The organism is Lentilactobacillus kosonis (assembly GCF_003864335.1).
GTDB lineage: Bacteria > Bacillota > Bacilli > Lactobacillales > Lactobacillaceae > Lentilactobacillus > Lentilactobacillus kosonis.
The window spans coordinates 1-25,164 of the sequence record NZ_BEXA01000006.1 but is presented as its reverse complement, the minus strand read 5'-3'; the positions used below and the strand labels follow the sequence as shown (position 1 = coordinate 25,164).

Below are 25,164 nucleotides of genomic sequence, written 5' to 3'. Positions count from 1 at the left end.
AGACTTCAAAATCCTTATCTATCAGTAACGGAACGGGTGTTCTGTTTTTTCTTAGTAGCTCTTACTTTTGATTTTTTGGAAGCGGTGCCAGATGTAGAACTTTTCTTACTACTCATTGGATACGAATAAGCTCCAACTTGCATGTCAATAATACTTTTAGTAGTAAGCTTTTGTGCCATGCTAGGATAGTAATTCATCTTATTGCCAAAGGTTTTAATAGTACCTAAAACCACATTCTGATCATGCATTTTCAAAACGACTCGATCCTTATTCAACTTAGTCGGTGAATAATTAACGGTAACAATATTGGCTCGAACATTTGGCTGAATCTTTTTATACTGTGCCAAACATCGCTTAAGAATTTGCGGATCTTTAAAATTTTTCACAATTGGATAATCGGCATTAGGATTAAGCACTTTGCTTCTTAAAATCACGCCGCTCTCTAAAATTGGCTCATAACCGCGATCAACATATAAATAACCAATCGTCGGATATTCTTTAACCTTGATGTTGACGTTATTAAAGTTAGCTGTATTAACAGTTACTGATTCTAACCGTTGGCTTTTATCCTTTAGCTCGCTAGCTAATGCCCGTTTATGACCCCAAATTTTAATCATCGATTCCTGTGGTTTGATGGTTGTATATTTTTTAATTCCTGCGGTCGAAATCATCTCATTACCAGTAATAGTCACTTTGTTGACTCGACTATACGGAGTAATAAAAAATAAACAAATCATCAACCCTAAGATTAATAAAACCAGTAGTGGCGATAATCGCTTCAAGTTATCAACTTGAAAGTTACTAAGGTTTAGTTTAGGAATTTTAACATGCTGCCGATTATTCTTTTTTTGGCGTTTCTGCTTTTCTACCTGGTTTTCGGTATTTAACCGTTCCCAAGGTGTTAGTTCTTCTGTTTCTTTTTTCTTTTTTGCCATCGAACTTTCCCCTTAAATGGCTACTTATTGATTGACCTCGCTAAGTTAAGTACCCGATCGCCGAATCAACAACCCCCATTTTTTTCGACTGTTCCGCCATATGTTCACGCTGCTGGTTATCAAGCATTAAGTGATCAATACTCTTTAATAGGGATTCCCCATTTAATTCTGGTTCTTTAATCATCAATGCCGCATCATTTTCTACCAAACTAAGTGTATTTTTCGTTTGGTGATCTGCCGTGACGTAAGGGCTTGGAATTAAAATGGCTGGAATTCCCAAAGCCGTAATTTCCGCAATACTAGTTGCGCCAGATCGACCAACAATCAAATCAACTTTTGGTAAAACCGAAGGCATGTTGTCAATGTATGGCAAAACTTTAACATTATCAGCAACCTTAATGTTAGTTAGTTCTTGCATAATTCCATCATAACGTTTTTGACCCGTTACAAACACAACCTGATAATCTCTTTGACTAAATTTAGTAATTGTATCAACAACTGCTGAATTAATTCTAGGAGCTCCCTGACTACCACCAAAAATTAGGACGGTCCGTTTATCATCTGATAATCCGATACTAGACCATTTAAAATCCGATTTCATATTTGCAACTTGTTGAGCTCGAGGATTACCCACAAATTCAACTTTCTTTGCTGGAAATTGTCCTTTAGCAGCTTCAAATCCGACCCCAATTTTATCAACAAACCTACTTAGAAATTTATTGGTAAGGCCTACGACACTATTTTGCTCATGAATCAAGGTTGGCACCTTCATTCTGGCAGCAGCATATACTACTGCTCCTGATACATACCCACCAGTACCAATGACAACATCAGGTCTAAAATCCCTGATAATTTGCTTAGATTTTTTAACACTCTTTAAAAAAAGTGAAACGGTTTTAAAATTCTCTATGGATAATGAACGCTTAAAGCCTTGAATTTCCAGTGGAATAAATTTAATCCCTTGTTTTTTAACAATCCCGCCTTCTAATCCTCGCTCTGAACCGACATAGAGAATTTCCGAATCCGGTTCTTGTTGTAGTAAATCCTCAATAACCGCTAATGCTGGATAAATATGACCGCCAGTTCCACCACCAGAAATAATTAATCTCATTATGCTTCCTCCCGTTTATGCGTCAGATGCTCTACTTCCGTAATGAATTGGTCACCACGTTCTTCAAACGTCTTGAATTGATCCCAACTAGCATTGGCCGGTGAAAGGAGTACGATATCGCCGCTTTCACTATAAGCATAGGCCTTGGGGACGGCTTCGGCTAAGGTATCAACAACTGACACATTTTCAATACCAGCTTGTTTAACCGCATCTAATAACAATTCCTTAGTTTCCCCATACAACACTGCGGCTTTAACGTGATCCCGGATTTGTGGAACTAACTTATCAAATTTATAACCACGATCAAGACCACCAGCAATCCAAACGATTGGTCGATCAAACCCCTCCAAAGCAAATCTGGGTTGCTTCGATATCAGTAGCCTTAGAATCGTTATAAAATCTTCGACCATCTGATTCCAATACAAATTGTAACCGGTGACGAACACCCTTAAACGTTTCAAGGACCGTGGTAATTGCAAAGTTTGATTTTCCTAATGCTTTAGCAGTTGCAATTGCAGCGAGGGCGTTTTCAACATTTTGCTTACCAGGAACTTTAATATCGTCAGCATCCATAATAAATTCATCATTGTAGTATAGCTTACCATCGCGTTCATAAGCTCCCTTATCAGTGATTGACTCTCTGGCAAATGGGACAACTGTCGCTTTGGATTGTTCGCTTAGTTGTTTCCATTCATCATTATCAAAATTAACCACAAAAAAATCATCAGCGGTTTGATTCATCGTAATCCGCATTTTGGCATTAACATAGTTTTCTCGAGTTTTATGGTAATCCAAATGATTTGAGAAAATATTAGTTAGGACTGCAACATGGGGATGAAGTTCTTTAATACCTAGTAACATAAAACTAGAGAGCTCCATCACAATTGTGTCGTCCTTAGTCGCTTTTGGGCAACCGCGGTGGCAGAAATTCCAATATTTCCGGCGGCGTAAGCTCTCCCCTTTTCGCGGTTTTGATTAAGAATATCTGTAATCATGGTAACCGTTGTTGTTTTACCGTTGCTTCCAGTTACACCAATGATTTCAGCATCGGTAATTTTGGCGGCTAATTCGACCTCGGTAATGATGGGAGTACTCTTACTTTCGGCAGCAACTACCACCGGATTCTCATAATTAATTCCTGGATTTTTTACTATTACATCAAAGGCACGAGCAATTAAATCAGCGGGATGTCCCCCAGTAACCGTTTCGATTCCTAATTCTTCAATCTCATCTAATTCAGGCAGTTCAGTTCTTGGCTTAGAGTCATTTAGCGTGACAATTGCGCCTAATTCTCTAAGGACCTTTGCCGCATTGGTTCCGCTCTTTCCAGCTCCCAATACTAATACATGTTTTTGTTTATAATCTTCAATCATTTTCATGGCTTTATCCCTTCGAAATAACTTTAATGTTAAATATAATAAAAAACTGGATAAAATCCAGTTTAGTTAGACAATTGTAATGATTGCGAGAATTGCCATAATTAGCCCAATTCCCCAAAAAGTTAAATCAACTTTCCATTCCGACCATCCAAGCATTTCAAAATGATGATGGATTGGCGTCATTTTGAATACTCGCTTACCAGTTAACTTAAATGATGCAACTTGAATCATTACACTCATTGTTTCAAGTACAAACACAAGTCCAATGATTAATAATGAAAATTCATGGTGTAATAAAATTGATACCGCAGCAATTGATCCACCTAAAGCTAATGATCCCATGTCGCCCATGAAAATTTTTGCTGGTTTGTGGTTAAAAATAAAGAAACCAATCAACGCACCAACCACAGTAATACAGAACACCATAACATCAATTTGATGCTGCATATTCGCAATAACTGCATAGGCTGTAAAAGCAATGATGCCTAAACCGGAAACTAGGCCATCTAATCCATCAGTTAGATTAACCGCATTAGAAAAGCCAACAAGCCAGAAGATAACAAACAGTATATAAAAATAACCAATATTCCAGTCGCCTGCAAACGGGATTTTGATGGCCATTGGAAAGCCTTCGGCAATATAAACCCAAGCAAAAATAACCGAAATCACAATTTGACCAAACATTTTTTGCCATGCCTTTAATCCTTCATTTTGCCGCTTGAAAATTTTGATACTGTCATCGAACATCCCCAGTAATCCAAAACATACTAGTACAAACAAAAGAATCAATAGTGATGGACTGAGTAATCCACTAATACCACCATAAACCAAGTCAGCCAGAGTGATGGCAATGATAAACAAAATACCACCCATAGTGGGGGTTCCAGATTTCTTTTCGTGCCAAGAAGGGCCTTCTTCACGAATCATTTGCCCCTCTTTCTTATTTCTAAAATACTTAATTAAGCTTGGCATTCCTAACGCTGTTATTAAAAATCCAAGAATTGGTGGTATTAACCAATTATTCATTATTGTCTTCCATCCTTTTAATTATTCAAAATTTACTTTTAATACTTTATTTTCTTTGATTGCTTCGGAGGCCGTAATGCTTTGGCTATCAGCGTATCCTGAGCCTGTCGCCTCAAGTTTAAGACCAGTCAATTTGCAAAGTCGTTCAACATCGGCCTTCTGCCAACCGATAATTCTTGGCATCGTCAAGTTACCATTAGTAATCAAAATCACCCGCTGATCACCTTTGATTTTGGTGCCAGCAACAATTGATTGCTTTGATACCAAATTACCATTACCAATAACGGAAACATCAAACTCCTTATCAGTTAACAATTTTTTGCTGTATCAACCGATTTGAATTCCGTTTCTGGAACCGTCCTAACACTAACGTTTTCTCCCCCATTTGAACTCTGAAGAGCCCGACTAAGAACAGGCTTGAAAATCTGTGCCATTAACTGCGTAGCAGTCTTGGTTCCCGTTAATTTAGGTTGTTTCATAGTAATGTACATGACATACTTAGGGTTCTTGGCTGGTACCATTCCAGCAACTGAATATAGATAACTATCATCACCAGAAGCATAACCGCTGGCACCATTACTTACTTGTGCGGTTCCCGTTTTGGCAGCAACTCGATAACCTTTCATCTTATAATCGCCACCAATTCCGTAGCTCTTATAAACAACATCCTCCATGTGCTTACGAACTTTTTTCGCCGTATTTGAAGAAATTGGGTGGCCAACCACCTTGGGACTATACTTCTTAATTACCTTCTTGTTATTTGCGCTGGTAACTTTAGAAATGAAGTAAGGCTTCATCATTTTACCATCATTAGCAACCCCTGATAAGGCCCGCATCATTTGCATAGCAGTAACCTCAATTCCTTGACCAAATGCGGTATCCGCCTGTTCAATTGGGTATTTGAATTGAACTTTACCAGTCGTTTCACCAGCTAACCCACTATCCGTATTCTGAATAAATTGAAATTTTTTAATGTAGTTCCGCCAAGTATTAGCACCCATCTGTTGTTCCAAATGAGCCATCGCAACGTTACTTGATAATGCAAATCCTTTGTTATAGGTAATGTACCCCCAACCTGCTTGATTCCAATCGGGAACAATTTTGCCATCAATCGCATACCGACCAGATTCATAAAGAGCATTACCATTATAATTTCCTGAATCAATCGCAGCTGACATTGTAAAAATCTTCATCGTTGATCCCGGTTCAAATGAGTCTTGAACCAAATTATTAGTCCATGCAGTATCTAATCCCTTCAAAGTTGAGGCATTGAATGAAGGCCGCTGTGATACAGCAACGATTTTTCCCGTTTTAGCTTCCATTAAGATTGCATTCATTGAAACCGGATTAGCTTCTGCCTGAACCGCACTCATTTCAGTTTCCATCAAATTTTGTAGATGGTTATCAATGGTGGTATAAACATTATCCCCATTTTTCGCTGGTCGCTCCCTTTGCTTACGACCAGGCAACCGATAACCGTAAACATCATATTGGCCATCACGATAACCGTTCTTACCAGACAGCTCATTATTAAAGGCCTTTTCAATTCCCATTTGGCCAGTTAAATTATTCGTACCATTATCTTTAGCCGTAGCTAGTCCAACTAAATTAGATGCAAACATTCCATTAGGGTAAGAACGAGCCTGCTGTTGTACAAAATTAATTCCTGGCAACTTTAATGCTTCAATTTTCTCTTTAGTTAATACTGAAATTCCTGTTCCAGCACTGCCAAACTCAACCTGGAAAGTATCTTGATTCTTTGGATTTAGTGTTTTATAAATCTGCTTTTCCGACATTGATATGTACTTAGCTAACTGTTTTGCAGTTTTATGTTTATTAACTATATACAATGGTTTATTGTCGTTATCTACCTGATTCTTGCTAAGGACCGCATACATTGAATACGTACTTGTGTCTTCAGCAATTGGTTTTCCGTTCGCATCATAAATCGTTCCCCGCTTAGCCTTCAGTGTTCGCGTTTGCGTATATAATTGTTCAGCACGCTTTGACAAATTTACGTTCTTAACATTCTTACCAACCGCAATTACCAACATTCTTGATCCGAGGGTAAAAAAAACCAAAATAAAAAAGAAAAAGAGGGCCATCCCCACTTTTTTTCGATTTCGTTTTGGCTTCTAATTCTTCTTGAGTTTGATTAGGTGAATCGTTCATTTAGTAACATTCCTTATGTTTGCATTAGAAAGTGACATTCCGCTATCTTTAGCAATCTTTTCTAGCCGATTGCTACTTTGAAGTTCCCCAATTTGTTGCTTATAGTTAGTGTTTTGACTATGCACTGTCGAAATTCGATCATCAACTTGTTGTAATTCGTGTTGAGCATTTGTTAAAGCAATCTTAGCCGAAACCACAAATATCATCATCGCAACACAAACTAGTGCACCCACAGCAAATAGTACCTTTTCAAAAGTTGAAATACCGACTTTGGTCTCGGTTTGCGTTTTAGGCGCCGCAGGTGCCACCGGTTGTGTTGGTGTATATGTTGGTTCTGCTTGTTGAAAAATTTCCCTTGCTAAGTTATTTTGTGCCATAGTATGTATCCTCCCCTAATAATACTAATCCTTAATTTTTTCAATAACTCTTAACTTTGCACTATGTGATCGATGATTTGCTTCTTGTTCTTCATCGCTAGGCAAAATCGGCTTCCTAGTAATTAATTTAAATTTAGGTTTAATCCCTTCAGGAATAATCGGTAAATTAGATGGTAAATCATCTGGTAAAGAGCTCTTCTCTTTAAACATCGTTTTTACTAATTTGTCTTCCAAAGACTGAAATGTAATTACACAAATTCGACCACCAACATCTAATAGCTCAAACGCCGCCTCTAATGAATCTTCTAATGCCGAAAGTTCATCATTAACTGCCACTCTGATGGCCTGAAATACTTTTTTAGCCGGATGACCCCCATGTCTCCGGGCAGCAGCTGGAATGGCCTCCTTAATGATGTCCACTAATTGTCCAGTAGTATCAATCGGTTGCTGTTCTCTTTGCTCTTCAATTTTACGAGCAATTTGCTTAGAAAATTTCTCTTCACCATATCTAAAGAAGATTCTAACTAATTGTTCGTATGGCCATTCATTAACAACTTTCCAAGCATCCAGTGCTTGTTCTTGGTCCATTCGCATATCTAGTCGTGCATCATACCGATAACTAAAGCCTCGATCAGCGTCATCAAATTGGGGTGATGAAACTCCAAGATCATAAAGAATCCCGTCAACTTTAGAAATTCCCCGCTGATTCATTTCCAAAGCTAAATTTCTAAAATTACTATGAATCAATGTTAATTGGTTACTTTTTATGTAGTCACCAAGGTTTTCACTATTGTATTTAATTGCCGTTTCATCTTGGTCAAAAGAATAAAGATGGCCATTATTTAAATGTTTCAGAATATTGCTAGTGTGGCCGCCGCCCCCAAGGGTAGCGTCAATATAGTTGCCATCTTCACTAACGTTAAGCTCATTAACTGCTTCATTAAGCAATACCGTAACGTGAGAAAATTCCGCCATTCTTTAGTTCTCCATTTCTATTATTAATTAATCAGTTAAAAATCAATCATATTTTCAGCAATCTCGCTAAAGTTTGCTTCAGCATCCTCACTAAACTCGGACCATAGTTGCTCACTCCAAATTTCAAATCGATTGGAAACGCCAACTACGACACATTTTTTAATGATACTAGCATATTCCCGTAGGTTACTTGGTAAATTAATTCGGCCTTGTTTATCAAATTCACATTCGACAGCGGCCGAAAAGAAAAATCTAGTAAATGATCTTGCATCCTTCTTGCTAACTGGTAGTTCATTGATTTTATTTTGAAAACTTTCCCATTCAGTCATTGGATAGCCAAATAAACAGCCATCCATTCCCCGAGTAATAACAAATTTATCCCCAAGTTCTTGCCTAAATTTAGCCGGGATGATGATCCTGCCCTTGGCATCAATATTGTGTTTATATTCACCCATGAACATTCCATCACCCCCTGAAATGGTTCCGCATTCACATTCTACCACAATTCCCCACAATCAACCACATCACTCTAAAAAATCAACTGATTTTAATTTTTTCAACAAACATCAATGATTTCAGGGGCTGAATAAACCCTTCGGCTTTATAAAAAGATAAAAAAATAGAGCTAAAATCTACCAAGTCGTAAATTTTAGCTCTATCTGCATAATTCCAATCAACAATTGTGAATACTATCACTTATATTCACATTTAAATTAATATTCATTATCGTAACTATCCACTATAGAAATAATCCTAAAAATATGATGAATAGCCACGCTACCACAAACCACAAATCGGCAATTCGCCATAACATTACTGCAGATTTTCGATATGTTAATCGCTGATCAACAAAAATCCGCCAAGACAAGACTGCTAGGCTAACAATGATCCACCCTAATAAAACATGGGGAACGAATGAACCCTGGGCCTGATTGCTAGTCAATTGATAAATTGCTAGGATTAAAAATGGTGGCCACAAGTCTAAGGGCGTTAATTTTAAATACTTTTTTAACAGTTTGGCCCGCTTACCTAATTGTACTAAAATTGTTAGTCCAATTAGCACTAGCACTTGCATAATAACTAATTGCCAATTGATTATCATCGTTGCTAAGTCCAAAAATTCATCCCCTTACTAAAATGTTCATATTGCAATGATTAAGAAACAACGTTACACTATCAGAAGGTAAAATATTGAGAAAGTGGTGCAAATATTGGCTCGCAAAAAAAGAACTAGATTTCAAAAAATAACCCTTGTTTTTGTTTGGTTAATGATTATCGCAACTGTTGCTTCTTTGGTTTTATCAGCTGTGATTACCTTGATGGGTCAATTTTAACCCACATAATAATAACTAACATCTAACAGTAGAGAGTGGCGGATTTATTCCGTCACTCTCTTTTTTATGCTAATTATCATTATTGATTAGTCTTTTGTTTGTATACCTGTCTTGGTCGACTACCGTCTTGGGGGCCAACATACCCGCGCTGTTCTAAATCATCAATCAGTCTGGCAGCTCGATTATATCCAATTCGGAAATGCCGTTGCAATAGTGACGTACTAGCCTTTTGTTGCTCAACCACAAAATCTAGCGCATCATTAAACAAATCATCATCTGAATTTTCTTGCTCTTCTTCTTTAACTTCTTCATCGGTAACCATCATTGCTTCATCGTATTCCGCTGAAGCTTGTTGGGTAACAAAATCAACTACCTTTGAAACATCTTTATCGGGAATAAATGCCCCTTGAATTCTGATTGGGGTATTAGAATCGATTGGTAAAAATAGCATATCTCCTCTACCTAATAGCTTTTCAGCTCCGTTAGTGTCAATAATCGTTCGTGAATCAATTCCCGATGACACTGCAAACGCCATTCTAGAGGGCACATTCGCTTTAATCAAACCAGTAATAACATCAACCGATGGCCTTTGGGTAGCAAGAATCATATGTATCCCGGCTGCCCGACCCATTTGGGCTAACCTAATGATGGCCGCTTCAACATCATTTGAAACTGTCATCATTAAGTCGGCCAATTCGTCAACAACCACAACAATATATGGCATCGGTTGGAGTTTAACTTCATTTTCCTGATTATTTTTTACAGCAAACTCATTATAAGTACTAATTTTTCGTTGACCATACTTAGCAAATAATTCATAACGATTTTCCATTTCGGTAACTACCTTTTGCAAAGCTCGAGCTGCTTTTTTAGGTTCTGAGACAACGGGACTAAGTAAGTGGGGAATTCCATTATAGACTCCCAATTCTACTTTCTTAGGATCAATCAGCATCAATTTCACTTGACTAGGCTTGGCATTCAATAAAATACTGGTGATAATGCCATTAATAGCTACCGACTTACCACTACCAGTGGAACCTGCAATCAGTAAATGTGGCATTTTCGTTAAATCTGCTGTGATTACCTTACCATTCACATCTTTTCCCAGGGGCACTTGCAATAGATGACCTTGATTATCAGGTGATGATTCAACCACATCTCTAAAGGAAACCGTCGCAATTTGTCGATTTGGAACTTCAATTCCAATTAATGATTTACCAGGGATCGGGGCTTCAATTCGAATATCTCGCGCAGCCAAGGCCAATGCAATATCGTCAGCTAAATTAACAATTCGACTAACTTTTACGCCAATATCTGGATGTAATTCATATTTGGTAACTGCTGGCCCCAGACTAACATGCTTAATCTGAGCCTTAACCCCAAACTATTTAGAGTCTCTTGTAAAACTTTAGCATTCTGATCAATCGATTTAAGTTCTTCTGATTGGTCTTCCTGCTTAAATTCCGTTAATAAATCAGCCGTAGGTAGTTGATAATCGTCGTCTTCTTGAACATTGACTAATTGGACGTCATCATGCTTAGGCTCATCAATCTCAGGACTATTGCTAGAGGAATTTTCCACGGATTCCTTTTTTTGTTCAGGTTGAACTTTATTTTGGTTAACCTGCATCCCAGAAACCGTGATGTTAGCCGGTGAAAATGATTCATCGGGTACGGATTCGATTGACTCGGTTGATTTATCAAGTTTTCCACGTTTCTCACTAGGTTGTAAAGATTTGTCTAAGTCAGTCCTTGGTTTATCTCTAGCATCATTAACTTTTTGTTGAACATTTTTACCAATCTCGTGTCCCTTTTGTACAGACCTTTTTACAGTCTCAACGCACACAACCACTGCTTTTCTAACCGTCCTAAAGGTCTTAGCCGCTGAAACATTAAATAGGGTCAGTCCACCACCAAGAATTGTTCCAGTCGCTACAACCCCAGCACCAATAACCCCAATCAACAACTTAATTCCCGCAAATAATCCCGCAGCAATAATTCCCCCACCAATATTTGAAGTAGTATTAGCAGATTGAATATCATCAACTAATTTATCAACATTAGTCGTCACGAAGTCAACCGGTTGAGGAGCTGCCACATATTGAATTAAGGTTAACCATAGCGTTAATCCAATCACTATTAACAAGGTTCCTGACCAATATCTAAACGAGATTTTCGGAACCTTTGCGAATCCAGCAAGCAACACCCCAATAATCAGTAGGGCCACTAAGCCAATCACATAAATACCACCAACAAAAAAGCGAATGCAATTCACGATAAACGCGCCAATAATCCCAGCTGAGAACAAACCTGCAATTGCAAATAATGCAATTAGGATTCCTGTGATGTTAATCCAGTAACGAGTAAAAAAACTAGGTTGTTTTTTACTAGTTTTTTTCTTGCTAGTCGATTTACGCCGTTTTTTTTCGTAGCCATCACTTAATTCCCCCCAAAAAGATTCATTACTTCAATTTATCATTTTCGTAAGTATGTGTTTTTTCTAATTGATTAAAGTTCTGTTGTCGTAGTACTTCATAAATAACAATGGCACAACTATTTGATAAGTTTAATGCCCGAATATGACTATCATCTTGTGGAATTCGGATGGCCTTTTCAGGATTTTTACGCATAAATGGTTCTGGTAACCCCGTAGTCTCTTTACCAAATAAAAAGTAGTAATCCTGATCACTATTTGAATAATCAGGTTCCGTGTAATCTTGTTCAGCAAACTTAGAAACCAAGAATAGTTTGGTTGGATCATCAACCGTCGCCAAGAAAGCTTGCAAGTTTTGATGGTAATGAATATCAACTTTATCCCAATAATCTAACCCCGCTCGCTTTAAATGCTTATCGTCAATGCTAAAGCCCAGCGGTTCAATTAAATCAAGAACGGTATCGGTTCCGGCACAAGTTCTTGCAATATTACCAGTATTAGCTGGCATTAGTGGTTCAAATAATACGATATGATTTGCCATAATTATTCTCCAATTGATTATTAATCTTGAATGATAAACGAAATCAATTATATCACAGTCCCTGGCCTCTTTTAAAACCCAGCCAAAATAAAAAACCGTTCATTTAAAGTGAACGATTTTAAAAATCTCGAGCAGCAACATAATCTGCCATGTCAGATGTAATATCAGCATTCACAGTAATTTGTTGCTGACTAAATGGATCAAAGAAGCTCACGGTCTGACAATGTAACGCCTGCCGATACATTCGATGATCGCTTTCGTTATACAACCAATCACCAATTAACGGATGACCTAACGATGCCATGTGAACCCGAATTTGGTGGGTTCTTCCAGTATGCAGGACGACTCTAATTAGCGTACTATCAGCCATTCTTTTAACTGGGTAAACACTTGTATAGGCTTGTTTGCCATCATCTCTTATGGTGCGCTTCACAAATGAGTCTTCAGCCCGTCCTATTGGCAAACGAATCTCAATTTGATTAGATATTAACGTTCCATCAACAATGGCTCGATATTCTTTGTAGATTGAATGATCCTTCAAAGCTTTATCCAATACGGAATGAGCAAAATGATGTTTAGCAAATATAACTAATCCAGATGTATCTTTATCAAGTCTGGTTACAATATGAATTCGTTGGTCTGGCTTACCAGTTTCAGTAAAATATCCCTTAACGCGATTAACCAATGAATCAGTCGCATAGATATGAGATGGAACTGAGGCAACGCCGGCTTCTTTATTGACAATTAAATAATTGTCATCTTCGTAGGCAATAGCAATTGGTCCATATGATGGGGTCACGTGATCATTTCCCTCTTCAGGAGGCAAGATAACGGTAACGTCATCTCCTTGATAAATCATTGTATTTGCAAAAACTGATTTACCATTAACTAATGTATCACCGCCATGAAACTTAATTCTTTTTAGTAGCGTTCTAGTTACTCCATGTCCCATAATAAACGTCCGTAATTTCATTGGTTCACGTCCAGAGTATTGATAGCTAAATTTAATCACCTGTACCAACCTCGCCAATGAATGAATTAGTTACTCGTTTCCAAAACTGGGTATGACGATACTGAGCAAATGCCACCTTCCGCTTTGAAATTCGATATTCAACTGATGAAATCACTTTCGTTGAGATTATTTGCTGATCACAAGTTAAAACCGTTCGTTCATTACTATTGGGAAGAATCTTAATCCATTCATCTGGCGAAATAATTAAAGGTGATCCCAGCGTTCTAAACACCCGGTTATTAATTGATGAAATTTCTGCCATCTGAATTGCACTCAATGTTGGATTAATAATCGCCCCGCCAGCTGACTTATTATATGCCGTTGAGCCACTAGGAGTCGATATACATAAGCCATCGCCCCGGAAGCTTTCAAACAATTGCTCCTTAATAAATACGTCAGCCACCATTGATCCACTAATTTGTTTTAATGTAGATTCATTAAGGGCCATCCCATAATCACTTGGTGAGTGGTCGGCATAATTAACTTTAATGTCCAACAGTGGATATGTAACGCTTTGACCATCGTCATGTTCCAAACTGTCAATCAGTTCTTGAACCTCATAATCCCGCCAGTCAGTATAAAAACCCAAGTGCCCCGTGTGAATTCCGACTAACCGCACTTTTTCAATAATATCTTGGTAGTGATGAAACGCTGATAAGAGTGTGCCATCCCCACCAACCGAAATTACGATTTCGGGATTTAGACCATCCATGGTCAATACATCGGAGTTTTTTATTTTATCTTTTAGTAATGACGCTACCCGGTTAGAAGCCGGATTCAAATTACTATAAATCGCTATTCTCATTTGAAGGATCCCCCGAGTTATGTGTGTTTCCTACTTGATTTGTTTCTTGCAACTCATCCCTAATTTCGGACATTTCTTCATCTAACCTAAAAGCAGCTTCAGAGGCTCTTTGTAGTCTGGATTTTAATTCAGCAGGAAACTCACCTTGATATTTATAATTTAGCGAGTGCTCTACTGTTGCCCAAAAGTTCATTGCTAATGTTCTGACTTGAATTTCAGCCAAGATTTTCTTCTCACCAGTTAGTGTTTGCACGGGATATTCAAAACAATGTGATATGAACGATAACCGCTAGGCTTCTTGTTATGCACGTAATCGCGCTCTTCTAAGATTGTGATATCTGTTCGTTTTCTGAGTAAATCAACTACTTGATATATATCTTCAACAAATTGACACATAATTCTCAGTCCCGCAATATCTTCCATGTCTTCTTCGAGCCGGTCTTCATTGATATGCCGACGAACCATTTTTTCTTTTATACTGTCAACTGGCTTAACTCTACCAGTAACAAATTCAATTGGTGAGCGCCCATCAATTTTTAGGTACTCCCCACGAATCCCCCTAAGTTTGACCTTTAATTCGTCGACAGCTTGCTTGTAAGGAACTAAAAAATCTTCCCAATTGTCAACCAAGCTAACACTTCCCATCTAAAATTAATTTTAACATTCGATTATTTAAGCATCACCAATTTTACCACATTAACGAATGATGCTACATCATATCACCTATCTTTTGAACAAATATATTGAGTTTTGTTCAGAATTTGTTATTCTATTCCTAGCGCACAAAAAGAAAACACACTTGACGAGAATTAATAAACGGAGGAGTTTTATGCTTTTAGAAATTTACTTGTTTGTCGATCCACTTGATAAACAATGTTATGAAGCCGAAAAAGCGGTTGAAAAAGTGGCCCATAATTTAAACAATCAACTGGTGATCCACTTCATTCCACTTCTAAGCATTAACGTATTGAATCAGCCAAATAATCCATTTAAAAAGCGATTTAACAGTACTGTTCCATACGATATGGTAATTAATTACAAAGCTGCCTCCTTTCAGGGCCAACGTTGCGGTAGAAATTTTTAATGAGTTTGCAAGAGCAATTATTTGTTAACCAAGAAAAATACTGCTCTGAATTAGTTAAGCGAACTGCTGAAGGCCAAAAGTTAGACTTAGAAATGTTCAATGAAGATCGGAATTCAACTTTGGTTACCGAAACTTATCATTCTGACCAAGTTGCTGCAGTTAATATGAATGTTACTGAACCAGCAAGCGCAGTTCTTTTTAATACTAGATTAGATGACTGTGGCGTTGTTATTCGTGATTTTGACTATGATTCACTGCTTAAGTATTGCCAAGATAGTATCAAATCAGCAAACTACTTGGAAGAACTCAATTCAGCTAATGAAAGCAACTTAAGTGACCACAAAATTATTCAATACCCGAATCTTAAAAAGTTTATAGTAAAACAAAAACCGGCTAGTAGTGATTAAATCAAACTACTAGCCGGTTTTATTTTTATTTAGTTACCAATTTTTCAAATTCATTTAAGCGTTCTTCAAATATTGCGAAAGCTTTTTCCAAATAATCTGGTTTGGTCATATCGACTCCAGCTCGCTTCATCACGTTAGTTGGAGTGTCCGAACTACCAGCCTTCAAGAAACTAAGGTAATCGTCGACATCTTGTTGACTGCCTGTGACTACTTTGTTAGCCAATGTTGAGGCTGCGGCAAAGCCAGTCGCGTATTGATAAACATAAAAATTATAGTAAAAATGAGGGATTCGCGACCATTCAAGCCCAATTTCAGCATCAGAAACCACCGCATCTCCATAATACTTTTTATTCAGTTTACGGTAGCTATCATTTAAAAAGCTAGCTGTCAGTGGTTGTCCCGCGGCATCTTGTTCATGGATGAATTGTTCAAACTCAGCAAATTGCGTCTGCCGAAAAACGGTTCCTTTAAAACCGTCAAGATAATAATTTAAAATATGCTTTTTTAGATCAATATCTAAGTCTGGGTTATCCAATAATTGATTGGTCAACAGATTTTCATTTGTTGTTGAAGCAATTTCAGCAACAAAAATCGAGTAATCGCCATATTGGAACGGTTGATTATTTTTAGCATAATAACTATGCATGCTGTGGCCTGTTTCGTGGATCAGAGTATATAGATTATCTAAATTATCCTTCCAGTTCAGCAAAATGAATGGATTGGTATCATAAGTTCCTGATGAATATCCCCCTGTCCGCTTGTAACGATTTTCCACCACGTCAATCCACCGTTGATTAAATTCTTCATCTACATGACTCACGTAGTCATCGCCTAAAACTTCAAGTGCATTCCGGGCAATTTTTTTAGATTCCGCAAATGTATACCGTGGTGACTTTTCACCAACTAATGAAGTATACATATCATACATATGCAAATCATCAACACCCAATATTTGTTTACGTAACTTAACATATCGATGAAGCAATGGTAAGTGTTCGTTGACGACGTCGATTAAATTCTGGTAAACATCAGTCGAAATCTCATTTGCAGTTAAAGCCGCTTGTAATGCATTATCATAATGTTTTAAATTGGCCTTTAAATTATGTTGTTTGACATTAGTTGTTAATGTCGCACTTAACGTATGTTGAAATTGACCATATACCTCGTATAATTTTTTAAATGCTTGTTCACGAACTGACTGATCCGCTGATTCCAAAAGGACACCATATATTCCTTCTGATAATTTGATCTGATTACCCTCTTCATCAGTTACAACTGGGAATGATAAATCAGTATTATTTAAGACACCAAATGTCTTTTCGCCAGAATCAAAGACATCACTGGCTAATGCTAAAACGTGTTCAACGTCATCGCTTAAAATATGGTCACGCAAGCTGAAGGTTTGATCATAAAATCGTTGATATTCCCTTAATTTAGGTTCTTCATTGTAATATTTATTCATCGTTTGCTTGTCTAATTGGAGTAATTCAGGATCAAACCAAGCCGTTGCACCGGAAAATTGGGATGATAAATCTGACGCTTGAGCCACCATTGCTTGATACTTATCGATACTAGTATCTTGATCATTCTTTAATTGTGCATAAACGTATACTTTATACAATAAACGCGCACCCGATAAGATTTCAGTAGTGGCGGTTAATAAGCTTTGTGCACTATTAGCTAATGTGCCCACCAGCTGAGAATAATTGGCAATTTGTTTTTGAACTTTTTTAAAGTCCACATCAAAATCAGAATCTTTCTGATAGATAGTTGTTAAATCCCATGTTAAATCTGGGTCAACATCTTTTCTTAATGGCAATTCTGTCACTTCTGGCATAGTTACCCTCCTCAAATTATTGTTATGACTAAAGCCTACCATAAATTGCTAAATTTTCTCAATTACAAGTCGCTTATGATCATAATCTTGATACCAAGTAGGAGCAGAAATTAGCTTTATCCCATTGTTAGTGTATTTTACATTGCCTTCTTTATGAAAATCTCGGAAAAATCTTCGAAATTCAATTAAATAAAACTGCTGTATCCCATTTATCTGCGCAAATTCAATTTGACTTTGCTGAAGCACTTCCTGGTAGATTCGATTCAGATCACTATTACTTAAATAATTCCCCCAATTATCAGTTAACTTAAGCAGCATCCTAAGTCGAAATTCAAACCCACTTCGTAAAAAATCGGATAAAACCGATGACTAATTGAATGACAGATGATTGGTGCCCCGGTTAAAATATATCCACATCGATAGCACAAATCAGCTAATTCAAGATACTGCTGATTTTTTAGCATAACATTTACTTGAAGTCGATGGGCCTCCCTTGATACCTCTTGCTTCCGTAGCTTAAGTTTCGGTTTTATTTGCTGAATATCATCCCAATCCCGCCAACATTCTTGTAAACTTTGATATCGATTAACTTGATAAATAAAAATTCCGTTAGCTTCCTCAATATGACTCCATAACAAGTAACGGCTTTGTCGAACAGAATAAAAAACTAGGTAAAAACCACATTCAGGTTTATATCTAACAAACTTTTGCAGGGTTGCAAGAGTTAGCCTTCGATTTAAATAATTATCACCTAGTATCCACCAAACCTTAATACCAGAGTTATTATATTCTAACGTTCTGTTTGCCACTGATTTTAAAGAAATTGCACTGCACTGATACTCTAAGGCCAACGCCTTATTTGATATATAGATATCCGCCCGTTGTGCTTTATTATTCATCACTACTTCCATCTGAACACTATACTTTATTTTCAACATATCATTATATAAGCGCTGTTTGCCAGCCTTATGATAAACACTTTCAGCTTCTAACTTAACCGCTTTTGGCAGATGAGCAAAATACGGTCGCCGATTTTTCCCATTTTTTAATATTACTAATTGACCACATTGGGGACAATAATATTTACCATTTCTAACAGCCCCTACCGCCAAAATCAGTTTGCCATTCTCCTGAGCCATTAACATCAAATATCACCTTCCAATCAGTAAATACGCTTTTATAGTGATTTTTGTTTATAATTGATGTAACTAATGGACTGGAGGATGGAAATATGTTGCAAAATATCCTTGATAACATTCAGAAATCAGGACTTATCAACGAACTTAAAAAAAGTTCAATTGGCGTTGAAATCGAAGAACATCGAGTATTAAAGAATGGTCGCTTAAGTAACCATCCCTATCCGAGCGGCTTAGGTTCGCGGGAATTTCACCCGTACCTACAATCAGATTTTGCCGAAAGCCAATCAGAGCTGATTACTGACCCACATACCAATATTCAAGACACTATTAATCAACTGGATACTTTACAAACGGTTTTAAGTGATCATCTGAGGGATGATGAAATAATTTGGCCACTAAGTATGCCACCAGTCTTAACTAACAAAGAAATTGAATTCGTAGAAAATAATTTTGAAAGGCCTGCATATGCCGATTATCATGATTATCTAGCTGAAAAATATGGTATCCAGCCAAAAATTGTTACTGGAATCCATATTAACTTCAGCTTGCCTAATTCACTTTTAAAAAATTATATTCCCAATATGAGACAGAATATAATTCATTTATTCAGTTTAAAAATGATATTTACTTTAGCTTAGCTCAACAATTTGTTTTGCACCGCTACTTTTTAACCTATTTTCTCGGGGCTAGTCCAATTGCCGAAAAGGGATTCTTTAAGCAAACACCACCAGAACTAATTCACCCAGTTAGAAGTATTCGCAATAGCCACTTAGGGTATGTAAATCGCCCCCAAGACGACGTCAACGTTACTGTATATTCAAGTCTTAAACATTATGTCAAGATGATTTCTAATGGTATTACTAAAAAGCATCTCTATTCACCATCAGAATTTTACGGTCCCGTTCGTTTACGAGGACAGGAATCTTATCTTGATTATCCTAGTCAGGGAATTGAATACTTAGAATTCCGAGTTTTTGATATAAATCCCTTTGAACCTAACGGGATTAGCTCAGAAACCCTTATTTTCTTAAAGACCTATCTTTTATCGTTATTTGTTAACACGGTTGAACCTCAAAACATGCGGTCTGCATTAAAAAAATCGTTTGACGATAATGATCGTGTCGCCCTAGAATCCCCAGATAAAAAATCATGTATGGAAGCAGAAATGCGTAAACTAGTCACCGACTTAAATAAAACCGTTACTATGTTAGATGCCTCTGACCAAGTTTTCCAAGTGATTCAGCGAATCTCGCGAATGATTGATCATCCTGAGTTAACTCCTAGTGGCCGGCTATCTCAATTAATGGTTAACAATAGTCTCCAGAAATTTGGTAGCCAACAAGCATTAAAATTCAAACAGACACGAGCTAATCAGCCGACGGTTTTGCCGGCCTTAGCAGATTATTCAAATGGCGTGCAACAGCTTATTAAATTATTAATTGAAATAGGCGTTAAATATAAGCTTATCTCCAAGAATAAATTGCAAGTTAGTTTTGAAAACCATAAGTACGAAATCGATTTATCTTCTGTTACAGAAGCCAACTTTGAGAATCAAACTAGAACCATGTTTCCACAATTATTTTAGTCACAAAAAACCGCTACATTGCAGAAACAACTGCGACGTAGCGGTTTTATAGATTATTGGTTTATTTAAAATAGTAACGACTTAATTCTAATGCACTATTTTCCATTACCAAATCACCATATTCGATTAGTACATCATTGGTAACACTAGTTTTATTCCCATACTCATAAGCAATTGCAATTTCATCAGTAACAACAATATCCACTGGATCATTACTAAATAGTTGCAACCGTAAGTAATAATTGCCTTTATACAAGTATAAATCAGATGTCCCATTTTCAAGTCTTAATGCTTTAGCTAAATTGATGAAATTTTCTAAATCATCAAATTCAACAATTACAGTTCTTTTTTGATGACCAAATTCATCAGATTCGCTAGTATCTGATTTGCTTAATTTAGCAGCTTCCCGTTGTTCATCAATAAACTTAGAAACGCTATCCTTATGATCATCGTCATCTGGTCCCAGAATCAAATCATCTTTATCAAGATCAACATCCTTGCTAATAAATAGTTCTAAGCCATTCTGATTAGGTAACACTTGGAAAGTTACAGCATCATTATTTTGAAATTGGTGGTCTTTATCAACTTCTTCAAGAATGCTATAAAAGAAGCTTTCAATCTGTTTATGATTACCAAGTAAGTCAAGCACGGTAATTCCGCGCTTGTCTAAATCTTCAGTTCCAATGAGTACTCGAATCGTGTTCTCATTAATCCGTTCCATTTCCATGCTTGTCCACCCCATTCCATAACCAAGGGTCATTTGATATTTATTAATTGTAACACTAATATCATTCATGTAAATGATACGGCTTAAATTGATTAAAAACAAGTAATATCCTGTATTTACTGTGCCTCAGCAAGCATTTTCGCAAGATCATTTTTTCGAATGTGACGAGGTAAGAATCTTCTAATTTCATCATCGTTAAAACCAATTTGTAACCTATTTTCATCCACGATAATAGGTCGTCTAATCATTTCAGGATGAGCTGATAATAACTCTAATAAATCATTTAAGTTCATTGAATCAAGACGATGACGATATTCTTGAACTGCAAAGGACCTAGTTGAAATGAGGGCTTCTGTTCCTTCCTCAGATAACATCAAAATCTTTTTTAATTCTGCTTTAGTAAGTGGATTGGCGAAAATATTTCGTTCTTTATAGGCAACTTCATTTTCCTGTAACCAGGCCTTAGCCTTTCTGCATGAAGTACAACTTGGAGTTGATAAAAATTGAATTGTCATATTAAACATCCCCTTAACTTTAATTTGTAACTAAAGTATATAAGGAATGCCTTTTGATTTCCAGAAGTTCACAGTTATTTCTTTTTTATTATGATTTATTCACAGAAGCTTCATATTTCGATAGCTAGCCTTGTCTTAGCAGTTTGCACTTGGATTGGTTTGTTTAAGGCCTGGATGGTTTCTTGAACTAACCGATCCTGATCAGCAATTTCGGGTAAGTGACTAAGTAGCAATCGTTTAACATTTGCCTGACTAGCTAATCTACCAGTCTCAAAGGTTGTCATATGCCATTTTTGACCAACTTTATTCGCAAAGAAATTTGTATCAGTAATAAGCAGATCGGCGTCTTGGCAGATATCAATTAATCCATCAAAATAAGCACTGTCGGCAGTAAATACCAAAATCTTACCAGTTTTGATTTCCAAAATTCTTAATGCATAAGCAGTAACTGGATGATGGGTTTTCATAAATGTGATTTGATACGGTCCCAAATTCAACTTTTCTTCTGGCTTATAAGCAACTTTTTGAGTCGCACCTGACCATTCAAGACTATCAAAGTGTTGAATATCCTCTCTATGTCCATAAATGGGCAATACAGCCTCTTTAGGACGCTCAGCATGTAATTGCCAATAATATTGCATAACACCGACGTCAGCAATATGGTCGTTATGATAGTGTGTTAAAATCATTGCATCAATTGTTAATGGATCAGTTACCTTTTCTAAGCTCAAAAGTGCGCCACTACCAAAATCAATTAATAGCTTAAATCCATTCGATTCAAGTAAATACGAACTTGTTCCACCACCATGGCTTGGATAACCACCTAGGTATCCCAACACAGTTAATTTCAAATTAACCCCTCCCTTTTGGTTAAGTATAGAAATAATTATTCAGATTGTAAATGTTTGGTAGGCTCTGACAAAGAAAGTATAATTAAATTGAAACAGGAGGCAGGATTATGATTAAAAAAATTTCGATTACATTTGGTAGTGAACCAATTTTAAACAAGATCAAGAAAGCAAATCCTGATCGTGAACTAATTCTTTATGATGCACTAAGTAATCGCAACGAGCTAATGCTACTCGATGCTTCAGGAAAGGATTCAGTATTTAACTCGCCTGTGCAGTATGATGTCCTTAGTCACAGTGGCACTGATGACTGGCGTGGATTTGTAAGCTTTATAACTGCTCAAATTGATTCCGATCAGCAGAAGGTCTTCGACGCTCGGGTTAACAGGTTAATGAGCAACCCTCTGCCAGATGGTATGAGATCAATTTATTCACTTCATACTTATAAAAATATTAATGAGCGCGTGTTATTAACCACTTGGAACTCACCATCGCAATTTGAACTTTGGAAGAAAGCAAATCAATCCTTGATGCCAGCAGCATTTAATGACAACCCAAGCTTTTACAGTCACGAGTCTGATTATAAATTTGCTCGCTAAAAAAGCGAGATGATTAGCATCTCGGCTTTTTTGTTACAAATATTCTATTGTCATAGGGATTGATCCTTCAAGCGATGCGTGAACGGTACATTTTCTGACCACTTCATTCATAAAAAGTTATGGTCTTCAGGTGATAAATTTGTCTCTGCAGTGAGTTTAATATCCATGCTTGTTACTTTCGAACTACCATCAGGATATGTGGTGGTTTCACCGTAAACATCGACCTTAAATTTTTTAATCTTTAAGTCTGCTTCTTCATTTTCAATATTTCTAGCGGTAACACTCATGCAACTGCCAACGGCTCCTAATAAATATTGGACTGGATTTGGAGCGGCATCTGTTCCCTTGGCAACTGCAGGCTCATCAGCAAGATAAGCATGTCCTCCCGTCTGATTCATCACTTGGGTTCCTAATGGACGTAAAGTTGAATGTACTACATATTTTCCCATAGTCACTTAAATCTCCCAACATAAAATTAGTAATTGTATTCTATAATGTTTGTCATCAAATTACCATGATTTGAATTATAAATATTTTTAATAAATTAAGTATTAAAAAAGCGAAGTAGATTTCTACTTTCGCTTTTATCGACCGGTCCGTACGAGACTCGAACTCGTGATCTCCTGCGTGACAGGCAGGCGTCCTAAACCAACTAGACCAACGGACCAAAATTGCGGGAGCTGGATTTGAACCAACGACCTTCGGGTTATGAGCCCGACGAGCTACCAGACTGCTCCATCCCGCGATAATTAATATTTAAAATGTACGTTGGATGACCCGTACGGGATTCGAACCCATGTTACCGCCGTGAAAGGGCGGTGTCTTAACCACTTGACCAACGGGTCATATAAATAACAACGGAGAAGGAGAGATTCGAACTCTCGCGCCGCTTACGCGACCTACACCCTTAGCAGGGGCGCCTCTTCAGCCACTTGAGTACTTCTCCAATATGGGCCTAAATGGACTCGAACCATCGACCTCACGCTTATCAGGCGTGCGCTCTAACCAGCTGAGCTATAGGCCCATTAACTATAAAAAAGCGGGTGACGAGAATCGAACTCGCGACAACAGCTTGGAAGGCTGTGGTTTTACCACTAAACTACACCCGCATGATAAATATTTAATTAAAGTGGCGCGGGACAGAATCGAACTGCCGACACATGGAGCTTCAATCCATTGCTCTACCGACTGAGCTACCGAGCCATAACCGGTCCGTACGAGACTCGAACTCGTGATCTCCTGCGTGACAGGCAGGCGTCCTAAACCAACTAGACCAACGGACCAAAATTGCGGGAGCTGGATTTGAACCAACGACCTTCGGGTTATGAGCCCGACGAGCTACCAGACTGCTCCATCCCGCGATAATTAAAAGGAGGATGAGAGATTCGAACTCTCGCGTGGTTTGACCCACCTGACGGTTTTCAAGACCGTTCCCTTCAGCCAGACTTGGGTAATCCTCCATAATAAATACAAATAACATTATACTACATAATACAAACGTTGACAATAATGAGTCAATGGACCTTGTAGGATTCGAACCTACGACCGGACGGTTATGAGCCGTCTGCTCTAACCAACTGAGCTAAAGGTCCAAGACCTATATCGCGGCAGAGGGGATCGAACCCCCGACCTTCCGGGTATGAACCGGACGCTCTAGCCAGCTGAGCTACACCGCGATCGATGATAGTCATACCATTATAATAATTCTATCAATCGGGAAGACAGGATTCGAACCTGCGACCCCCTGGTCCCAAACCAGGTGCTCTACCAAGCTGAGCTACTTCCCGAAAAACTATGCACCCAGTAGGAGTCGAACCTACAACCTTCTGATTCGTAGTCAGACACTCTATCCAGTTGCGCTATGGGTGCATTATATGCCGAGGACCGGGATCGAACCGGTACGGTCATCACTGACCGCAGGATTTTAAGTCCTGTGCGTCTGCCAATTCCGCCACCCCGGCATAACAAGCGGAAGACGGGATTCGAACCCGCGACCCCCACCATGGCAAGGTGATGTTCTACCACTGAACTACTTCCGCAAAAATGCCGACTAGAAGATTCGAACTTCCGACCCCCTGTTTACAAGACAGGTGCTCTGCCAGCTGAGCTAAGTCGGCAATTTTTACATTAAATATGCTATGCGCTAAGATATATTCAATTGTAATGAGCCGTGGCAGTCTCGAACTGCCGACCCTCTGATTAAAAGTCAGATGCTCTACCAACTGAGCTAACGGCTCAATATGGAGGATACAGGGATCGAACCTGTGACCTCCTGCTTGTAAGGCAGATGCTCTCCCAGCTGAGCTAATCCTCCATAAATCGC

General features: G+C 37.9%; 18 protein-coding genes, 19 tRNA genes and 6 pseudogenes. 4 read left to right on the top strand and 39 right to left on the bottom strand.

Going from position 1 to position 25,164, the window contains the following annotated elements; all coding sequences use genetic code 11:
• Positions 1-14: 14 nt before the first annotated feature.
• From NBRC111893_RS08975 to NBRC111893_RS08935, 9 genes and pseudogenes are all read right to left on the bottom strand, one after another.
• The gene (locus tag NBRC111893_RS08975; RefSeq protein WP_125008796.1) at positions 15-935 is read right to left on the bottom strand and encodes a cell division protein FtsQ/DivIB; all 921 of its coding nucleotides are present in this window, start codon (positions 933-935) and stop codon (positions 15-17) included.
• 40 nt (positions 936-975) lie between these two features.
• The gene (gene murG, locus NBRC111893_RS08970) at positions 976-2,046 is read right to left on the bottom strand and encodes an undecaprenyldiphospho-muramoylpentapeptide beta-N-acetylglucosaminyltransferase (RefSeq protein ID WP_125008794.1); all 1,071 of its coding nucleotides are present in this window, start codon (positions 2,044-2,046) and stop codon (positions 976-978) included.
• A pseudogene (gene murD, locus NBRC111893_RS08965) lies at positions 2,046-3,425 on the bottom strand (UDP-N-acetylmuramoyl-L-alanine--D-glutamate ligase). The gene murG and the pseudogene murD overlap by 1 nt, the downstream one beginning before the upstream one ends.
• 66 nt (positions 3,426-3,491) lie before the next feature.
• Positions 3,492-4,451, bottom strand: coding sequence for a phospho-N-acetylmuramoyl-pentapeptide-transferase (mraY, locus tag NBRC111893_RS08960; RefSeq protein WP_125008792.1), 960 nt, complete (start codon positions 4,449-4,451; stop codon positions 3,492-3,494).
• A gap of 21 nt (positions 4,452-4,472) precedes the next feature.
• Positions 4,473-6,556 (bottom strand): annotated as a pseudogene (locus tag NBRC111893_RS08955) (penicillin-binding transpeptidase domain-containing protein).
• A gap of 63 nt (positions 6,557-6,619) precedes the next feature.
• Positions 6,620-7,000 carry a cell division protein FtsL gene (gene ftsL / locus NBRC111893_RS08950; RefSeq protein WP_125008790.1) on the bottom strand — a complete coding sequence of 127 codons (381 nt, stop codon included), beginning with the start codon at positions 6,998-7,000 and terminating at the stop codon, positions 6,620-6,622.
• Between the two features lie 24 nt (positions 7,001-7,024).
• Positions 7,025-7,975 (bottom strand): 16S rRNA (cytosine(1402)-N(4))-methyltransferase RsmH, encoded by a 951-nt coding sequence (gene rsmH, locus NBRC111893_RS08945; protein ID WP_125008788.1) that lies wholly within the window; start codon positions 7,973-7,975, stop codon positions 7,025-7,027.
• Positions 7,976-8,010: 35 nt separating this feature from the next.
• Complete coding sequence (gene mraZ / locus NBRC111893_RS08940; protein ID WP_125008786.1) at positions 8,011-8,436, bottom strand: division/cell wall cluster transcriptional repressor MraZ; 426 nt, start codon at positions 8,434-8,436, stop codon at positions 8,011-8,013.
• 278 nt (positions 8,437-8,714) lie between these two features.
• Positions 8,715-9,092: a DUF3397 family protein gene (locus tag NBRC111893_RS08935; RefSeq protein WP_125008784.1), complete on the bottom strand. Its 378-nt coding sequence runs from the start codon at positions 9,090-9,092 to the stop codon at positions 8,715-8,717.
• 94 nt (positions 9,093-9,186) lie between these two features.
• On the opposite strand from NBRC111893_RS08935, the gene NBRC111893_RS08930 reads away from it, so the two are divergent.
• Positions 9,187-9,309: a DUF4044 domain-containing protein gene (locus NBRC111893_RS08930; RefSeq protein WP_125008783.1), complete on the top strand. Its 123-nt coding sequence runs from the start codon at positions 9,187-9,189 to the stop codon at positions 9,307-9,309.
• Between the two features lie 79 nt (positions 9,310-9,388).
• On the opposite strand, the pseudogene NBRC111893_RS08925 reads toward NBRC111893_RS08930, so the two are convergent.
• The 5 genes and pseudogenes from NBRC111893_RS08925 to yjbM form a co-directional block, all read right to left on the bottom strand.
• A pseudogene (locus tag NBRC111893_RS08925) lies at positions 9,389-11,514 on the bottom strand (DNA translocase FtsK).
• Between the two features lie 256 nt (positions 11,515-11,770).
• Positions 11,771-12,283 carry a tRNA (cytidine(34)-2'-O)-methyltransferase gene (locus tag NBRC111893_RS08920; protein ID WP_125008782.1) on the bottom strand — a complete coding sequence of 171 codons (513 nt, stop codon included), beginning with the start codon at positions 12,281-12,283 and terminating at the stop codon, positions 11,771-11,773.
• 118 nt (positions 12,284-12,401) lie between these two features.
• Positions 12,402-13,292: an RluA family pseudouridine synthase gene (locus NBRC111893_RS08915; protein WP_439957184.1), complete on the bottom strand. Its 891-nt coding sequence runs from the start codon at positions 13,290-13,292 to the stop codon at positions 12,402-12,404.
• Positions 13,288-14,100, bottom strand: a complete 813-nt coding sequence (locus NBRC111893_RS08910) for an NAD kinase (RefSeq protein ID WP_125008778.1) — start codon at positions 14,098-14,100, stop codon at positions 13,288-13,290. The genes NBRC111893_RS08915 and NBRC111893_RS08910 overlap by 5 nt, the downstream gene beginning before the upstream one ends.
• Positions 14,081-14,730, bottom strand: a pseudogene (gene yjbM, locus NBRC111893_RS08905) (GTP diphosphokinase). The gene NBRC111893_RS08910 and the pseudogene yjbM overlap by 20 nt, the downstream one beginning before the upstream one ends.
• A gap of 73 nt (positions 14,731-14,803) precedes the next feature.
• Between yjbM and NBRC111893_RS12215 the strand changes: the two are divergent.
• A pseudogene (locus NBRC111893_RS12215) lies at positions 14,804-15,591 on the top strand (DsbA family protein).
• Positions 15,592-15,616: 25 nt separating this feature from the next.
• On the opposite strand, the gene pepF reads toward NBRC111893_RS12215, so the two are convergent.
• Both pepF and NBRC111893_RS08885 read right to left on the bottom strand, forming a co-directional pair.
• Complete coding sequence (gene pepF / locus NBRC111893_RS08890; RefSeq protein ID WP_125008773.1) at positions 15,617-17,428, bottom strand: oligoendopeptidase F; 1,812 nt, start codon at positions 17,426-17,428, stop codon at positions 15,617-15,619.
• A gap of 302 nt (positions 17,429-17,730) precedes the next feature.
• Positions 17,731-18,573: a competence protein CoiA gene (locus tag NBRC111893_RS08885; protein ID WP_125008771.1), complete on the bottom strand. Its 843-nt coding sequence runs from the start codon at positions 18,571-18,573 to the stop codon at positions 17,731-17,733.
• Between the two features lie 86 nt (positions 18,574-18,659).
• Here NBRC111893_RS08885 and NBRC111893_RS12315 point away from each other — a divergent pair.
• Positions 18,660-20,152 (top strand): annotated as a pseudogene (locus NBRC111893_RS12315) (gamma-glutamylcysteine synthetase).
• A gap of 61 nt (positions 20,153-20,213) precedes the next feature.
• On the opposite strand, the gene NBRC111893_RS08870 reads toward NBRC111893_RS12315, so the two are convergent.
• The 3 genes from NBRC111893_RS08870 to NBRC111893_RS08860 all read right to left on the bottom strand — a co-directional run bounded on the left by NBRC111893_RS08870 (position 20,214) and on the right by NBRC111893_RS08860 (position 22,245).
• On the bottom strand, positions 20,214-20,879 hold the full coding sequence (locus NBRC111893_RS08870; protein ID WP_125008870.1) for an adaptor protein MecA: 666 nt from the start codon (positions 20,877-20,879) through the stop codon (positions 20,214-20,216).
• A 116-nt stretch (positions 20,880-20,995) separates the two neighbouring features.
• Complete coding sequence (spx, locus tag NBRC111893_RS08865; protein ID WP_125008766.1) at positions 20,996-21,394, bottom strand: transcriptional regulator Spx; 399 nt, start codon at positions 21,392-21,394, stop codon at positions 20,996-20,998.
• A gap of 110 nt (positions 21,395-21,504) precedes the next feature.
• Complete coding sequence (locus NBRC111893_RS08860; RefSeq protein ID WP_125008765.1) at positions 21,505-22,245, bottom strand: MBL fold metallo-hydrolase; 741 nt, start codon at positions 22,243-22,245, stop codon at positions 21,505-21,507.
• A gap of 107 nt (positions 22,246-22,352) precedes the next feature.
• Here NBRC111893_RS08860 and NBRC111893_RS08855 point away from each other — a divergent pair, with 107 nt between their 5' ends.
• Entirely contained in the window at positions 22,353-22,841 is a 489-nt protein-coding gene (locus NBRC111893_RS08855; protein ID WP_125008764.1) for a monooxygenase, read from the top strand.
• 107 nt (positions 22,842-22,948) lie between these two features.
• On the opposite strand, the gene NBRC111893_RS08850 is transcribed toward NBRC111893_RS08855, so the two are convergent.
• From NBRC111893_RS08850 to NBRC111893_RS08755, 20 genes are all read right to left on the bottom strand, one after another.
• A complete protein-coding gene (locus NBRC111893_RS08850; RefSeq protein WP_225417721.1) occupies positions 22,949-23,290 on the bottom strand; it encodes an OsmC family protein in 342 nt (113 codons plus the stop codon).
• Positions 23,291-23,433: 143 nt separating this feature from the next.
• Positions 23,434-23,508, bottom strand: a tRNA-Asp gene (locus NBRC111893_RS08845).
• Positions 23,509-23,512: 4 nt separating this feature from the next.
• Positions 23,513-23,586: transfer RNA gene (locus tag NBRC111893_RS08840), tRNA-Met, on the bottom strand.
• Between the two features lie 28 nt (positions 23,587-23,614).
• Positions 23,615-23,686 (bottom strand) — tRNA-Glu (locus NBRC111893_RS08835).
• Between the two features lie 13 nt (positions 23,687-23,699).
• Positions 23,700-23,787, bottom strand: a tRNA-Ser gene (locus NBRC111893_RS08830).
• Positions 23,788-23,791: 4 nt separating this feature from the next.
• Positions 23,792-23,865: transfer RNA gene (locus tag NBRC111893_RS08825), tRNA-Ile, on the bottom strand.
• Between the two features lie 14 nt (positions 23,866-23,879).
• Positions 23,880-23,950: transfer RNA gene (locus NBRC111893_RS08820), tRNA-Gly, on the bottom strand.
• Positions 23,951-23,971: 21 nt separating this feature from the next.
• A tRNA-Phe gene (locus NBRC111893_RS08815) sits at positions 23,972-24,044 on the bottom strand.
• Positions 24,045-24,049: 5 nt separating this feature from the next.
• Positions 24,050-24,124: transfer RNA gene (locus tag NBRC111893_RS08810), tRNA-Asp, on the bottom strand.
• Between the two features lie 4 nt (positions 24,125-24,128).
• Positions 24,129-24,202, bottom strand: a tRNA-Met gene (locus NBRC111893_RS08805).
• A gap of 9 nt (positions 24,203-24,211) precedes the next feature.
• Positions 24,212-24,301, bottom strand: a tRNA-Ser gene (locus tag NBRC111893_RS08800).
• Between the two features lie 58 nt (positions 24,302-24,359).
• A tRNA-Ile gene (locus NBRC111893_RS08795) sits at positions 24,360-24,433 on the bottom strand.
• A 10-nt stretch (positions 24,434-24,443) separates the two neighbouring features.
• Positions 24,444-24,517, bottom strand: a tRNA-Met gene (locus NBRC111893_RS08790).
• A gap of 37 nt (positions 24,518-24,554) precedes the next feature.
• Positions 24,555-24,628: transfer RNA gene (locus NBRC111893_RS08785), tRNA-Pro, on the bottom strand.
• 8 nt (positions 24,629-24,636) lie between these two features.
• Positions 24,637-24,710, bottom strand: a tRNA-Arg gene (locus tag NBRC111893_RS08780).
• Between the two features lie 6 nt (positions 24,711-24,716).
• A tRNA-Leu gene (locus NBRC111893_RS08775) sits at positions 24,717-24,802 on the bottom strand.
• 6 nt (positions 24,803-24,808) lie between these two features.
• Positions 24,809-24,880 (bottom strand) — tRNA-Gly (locus NBRC111893_RS08770).
• Positions 24,881-24,885: 5 nt separating this feature from the next.
• A tRNA-Thr gene (locus tag NBRC111893_RS08765) sits at positions 24,886-24,958 on the bottom strand.
• Positions 24,959-25,005: 47 nt separating this feature from the next.
• A tRNA-Lys gene (locus NBRC111893_RS08760) sits at positions 25,006-25,078 on the bottom strand.
• Between the two features lie 4 nt (positions 25,079-25,082).
• Positions 25,083-25,155 (bottom strand) — tRNA-Val (locus tag NBRC111893_RS08755).
• Positions 25,156-25,164 lie beyond the last annotated feature (9 nt).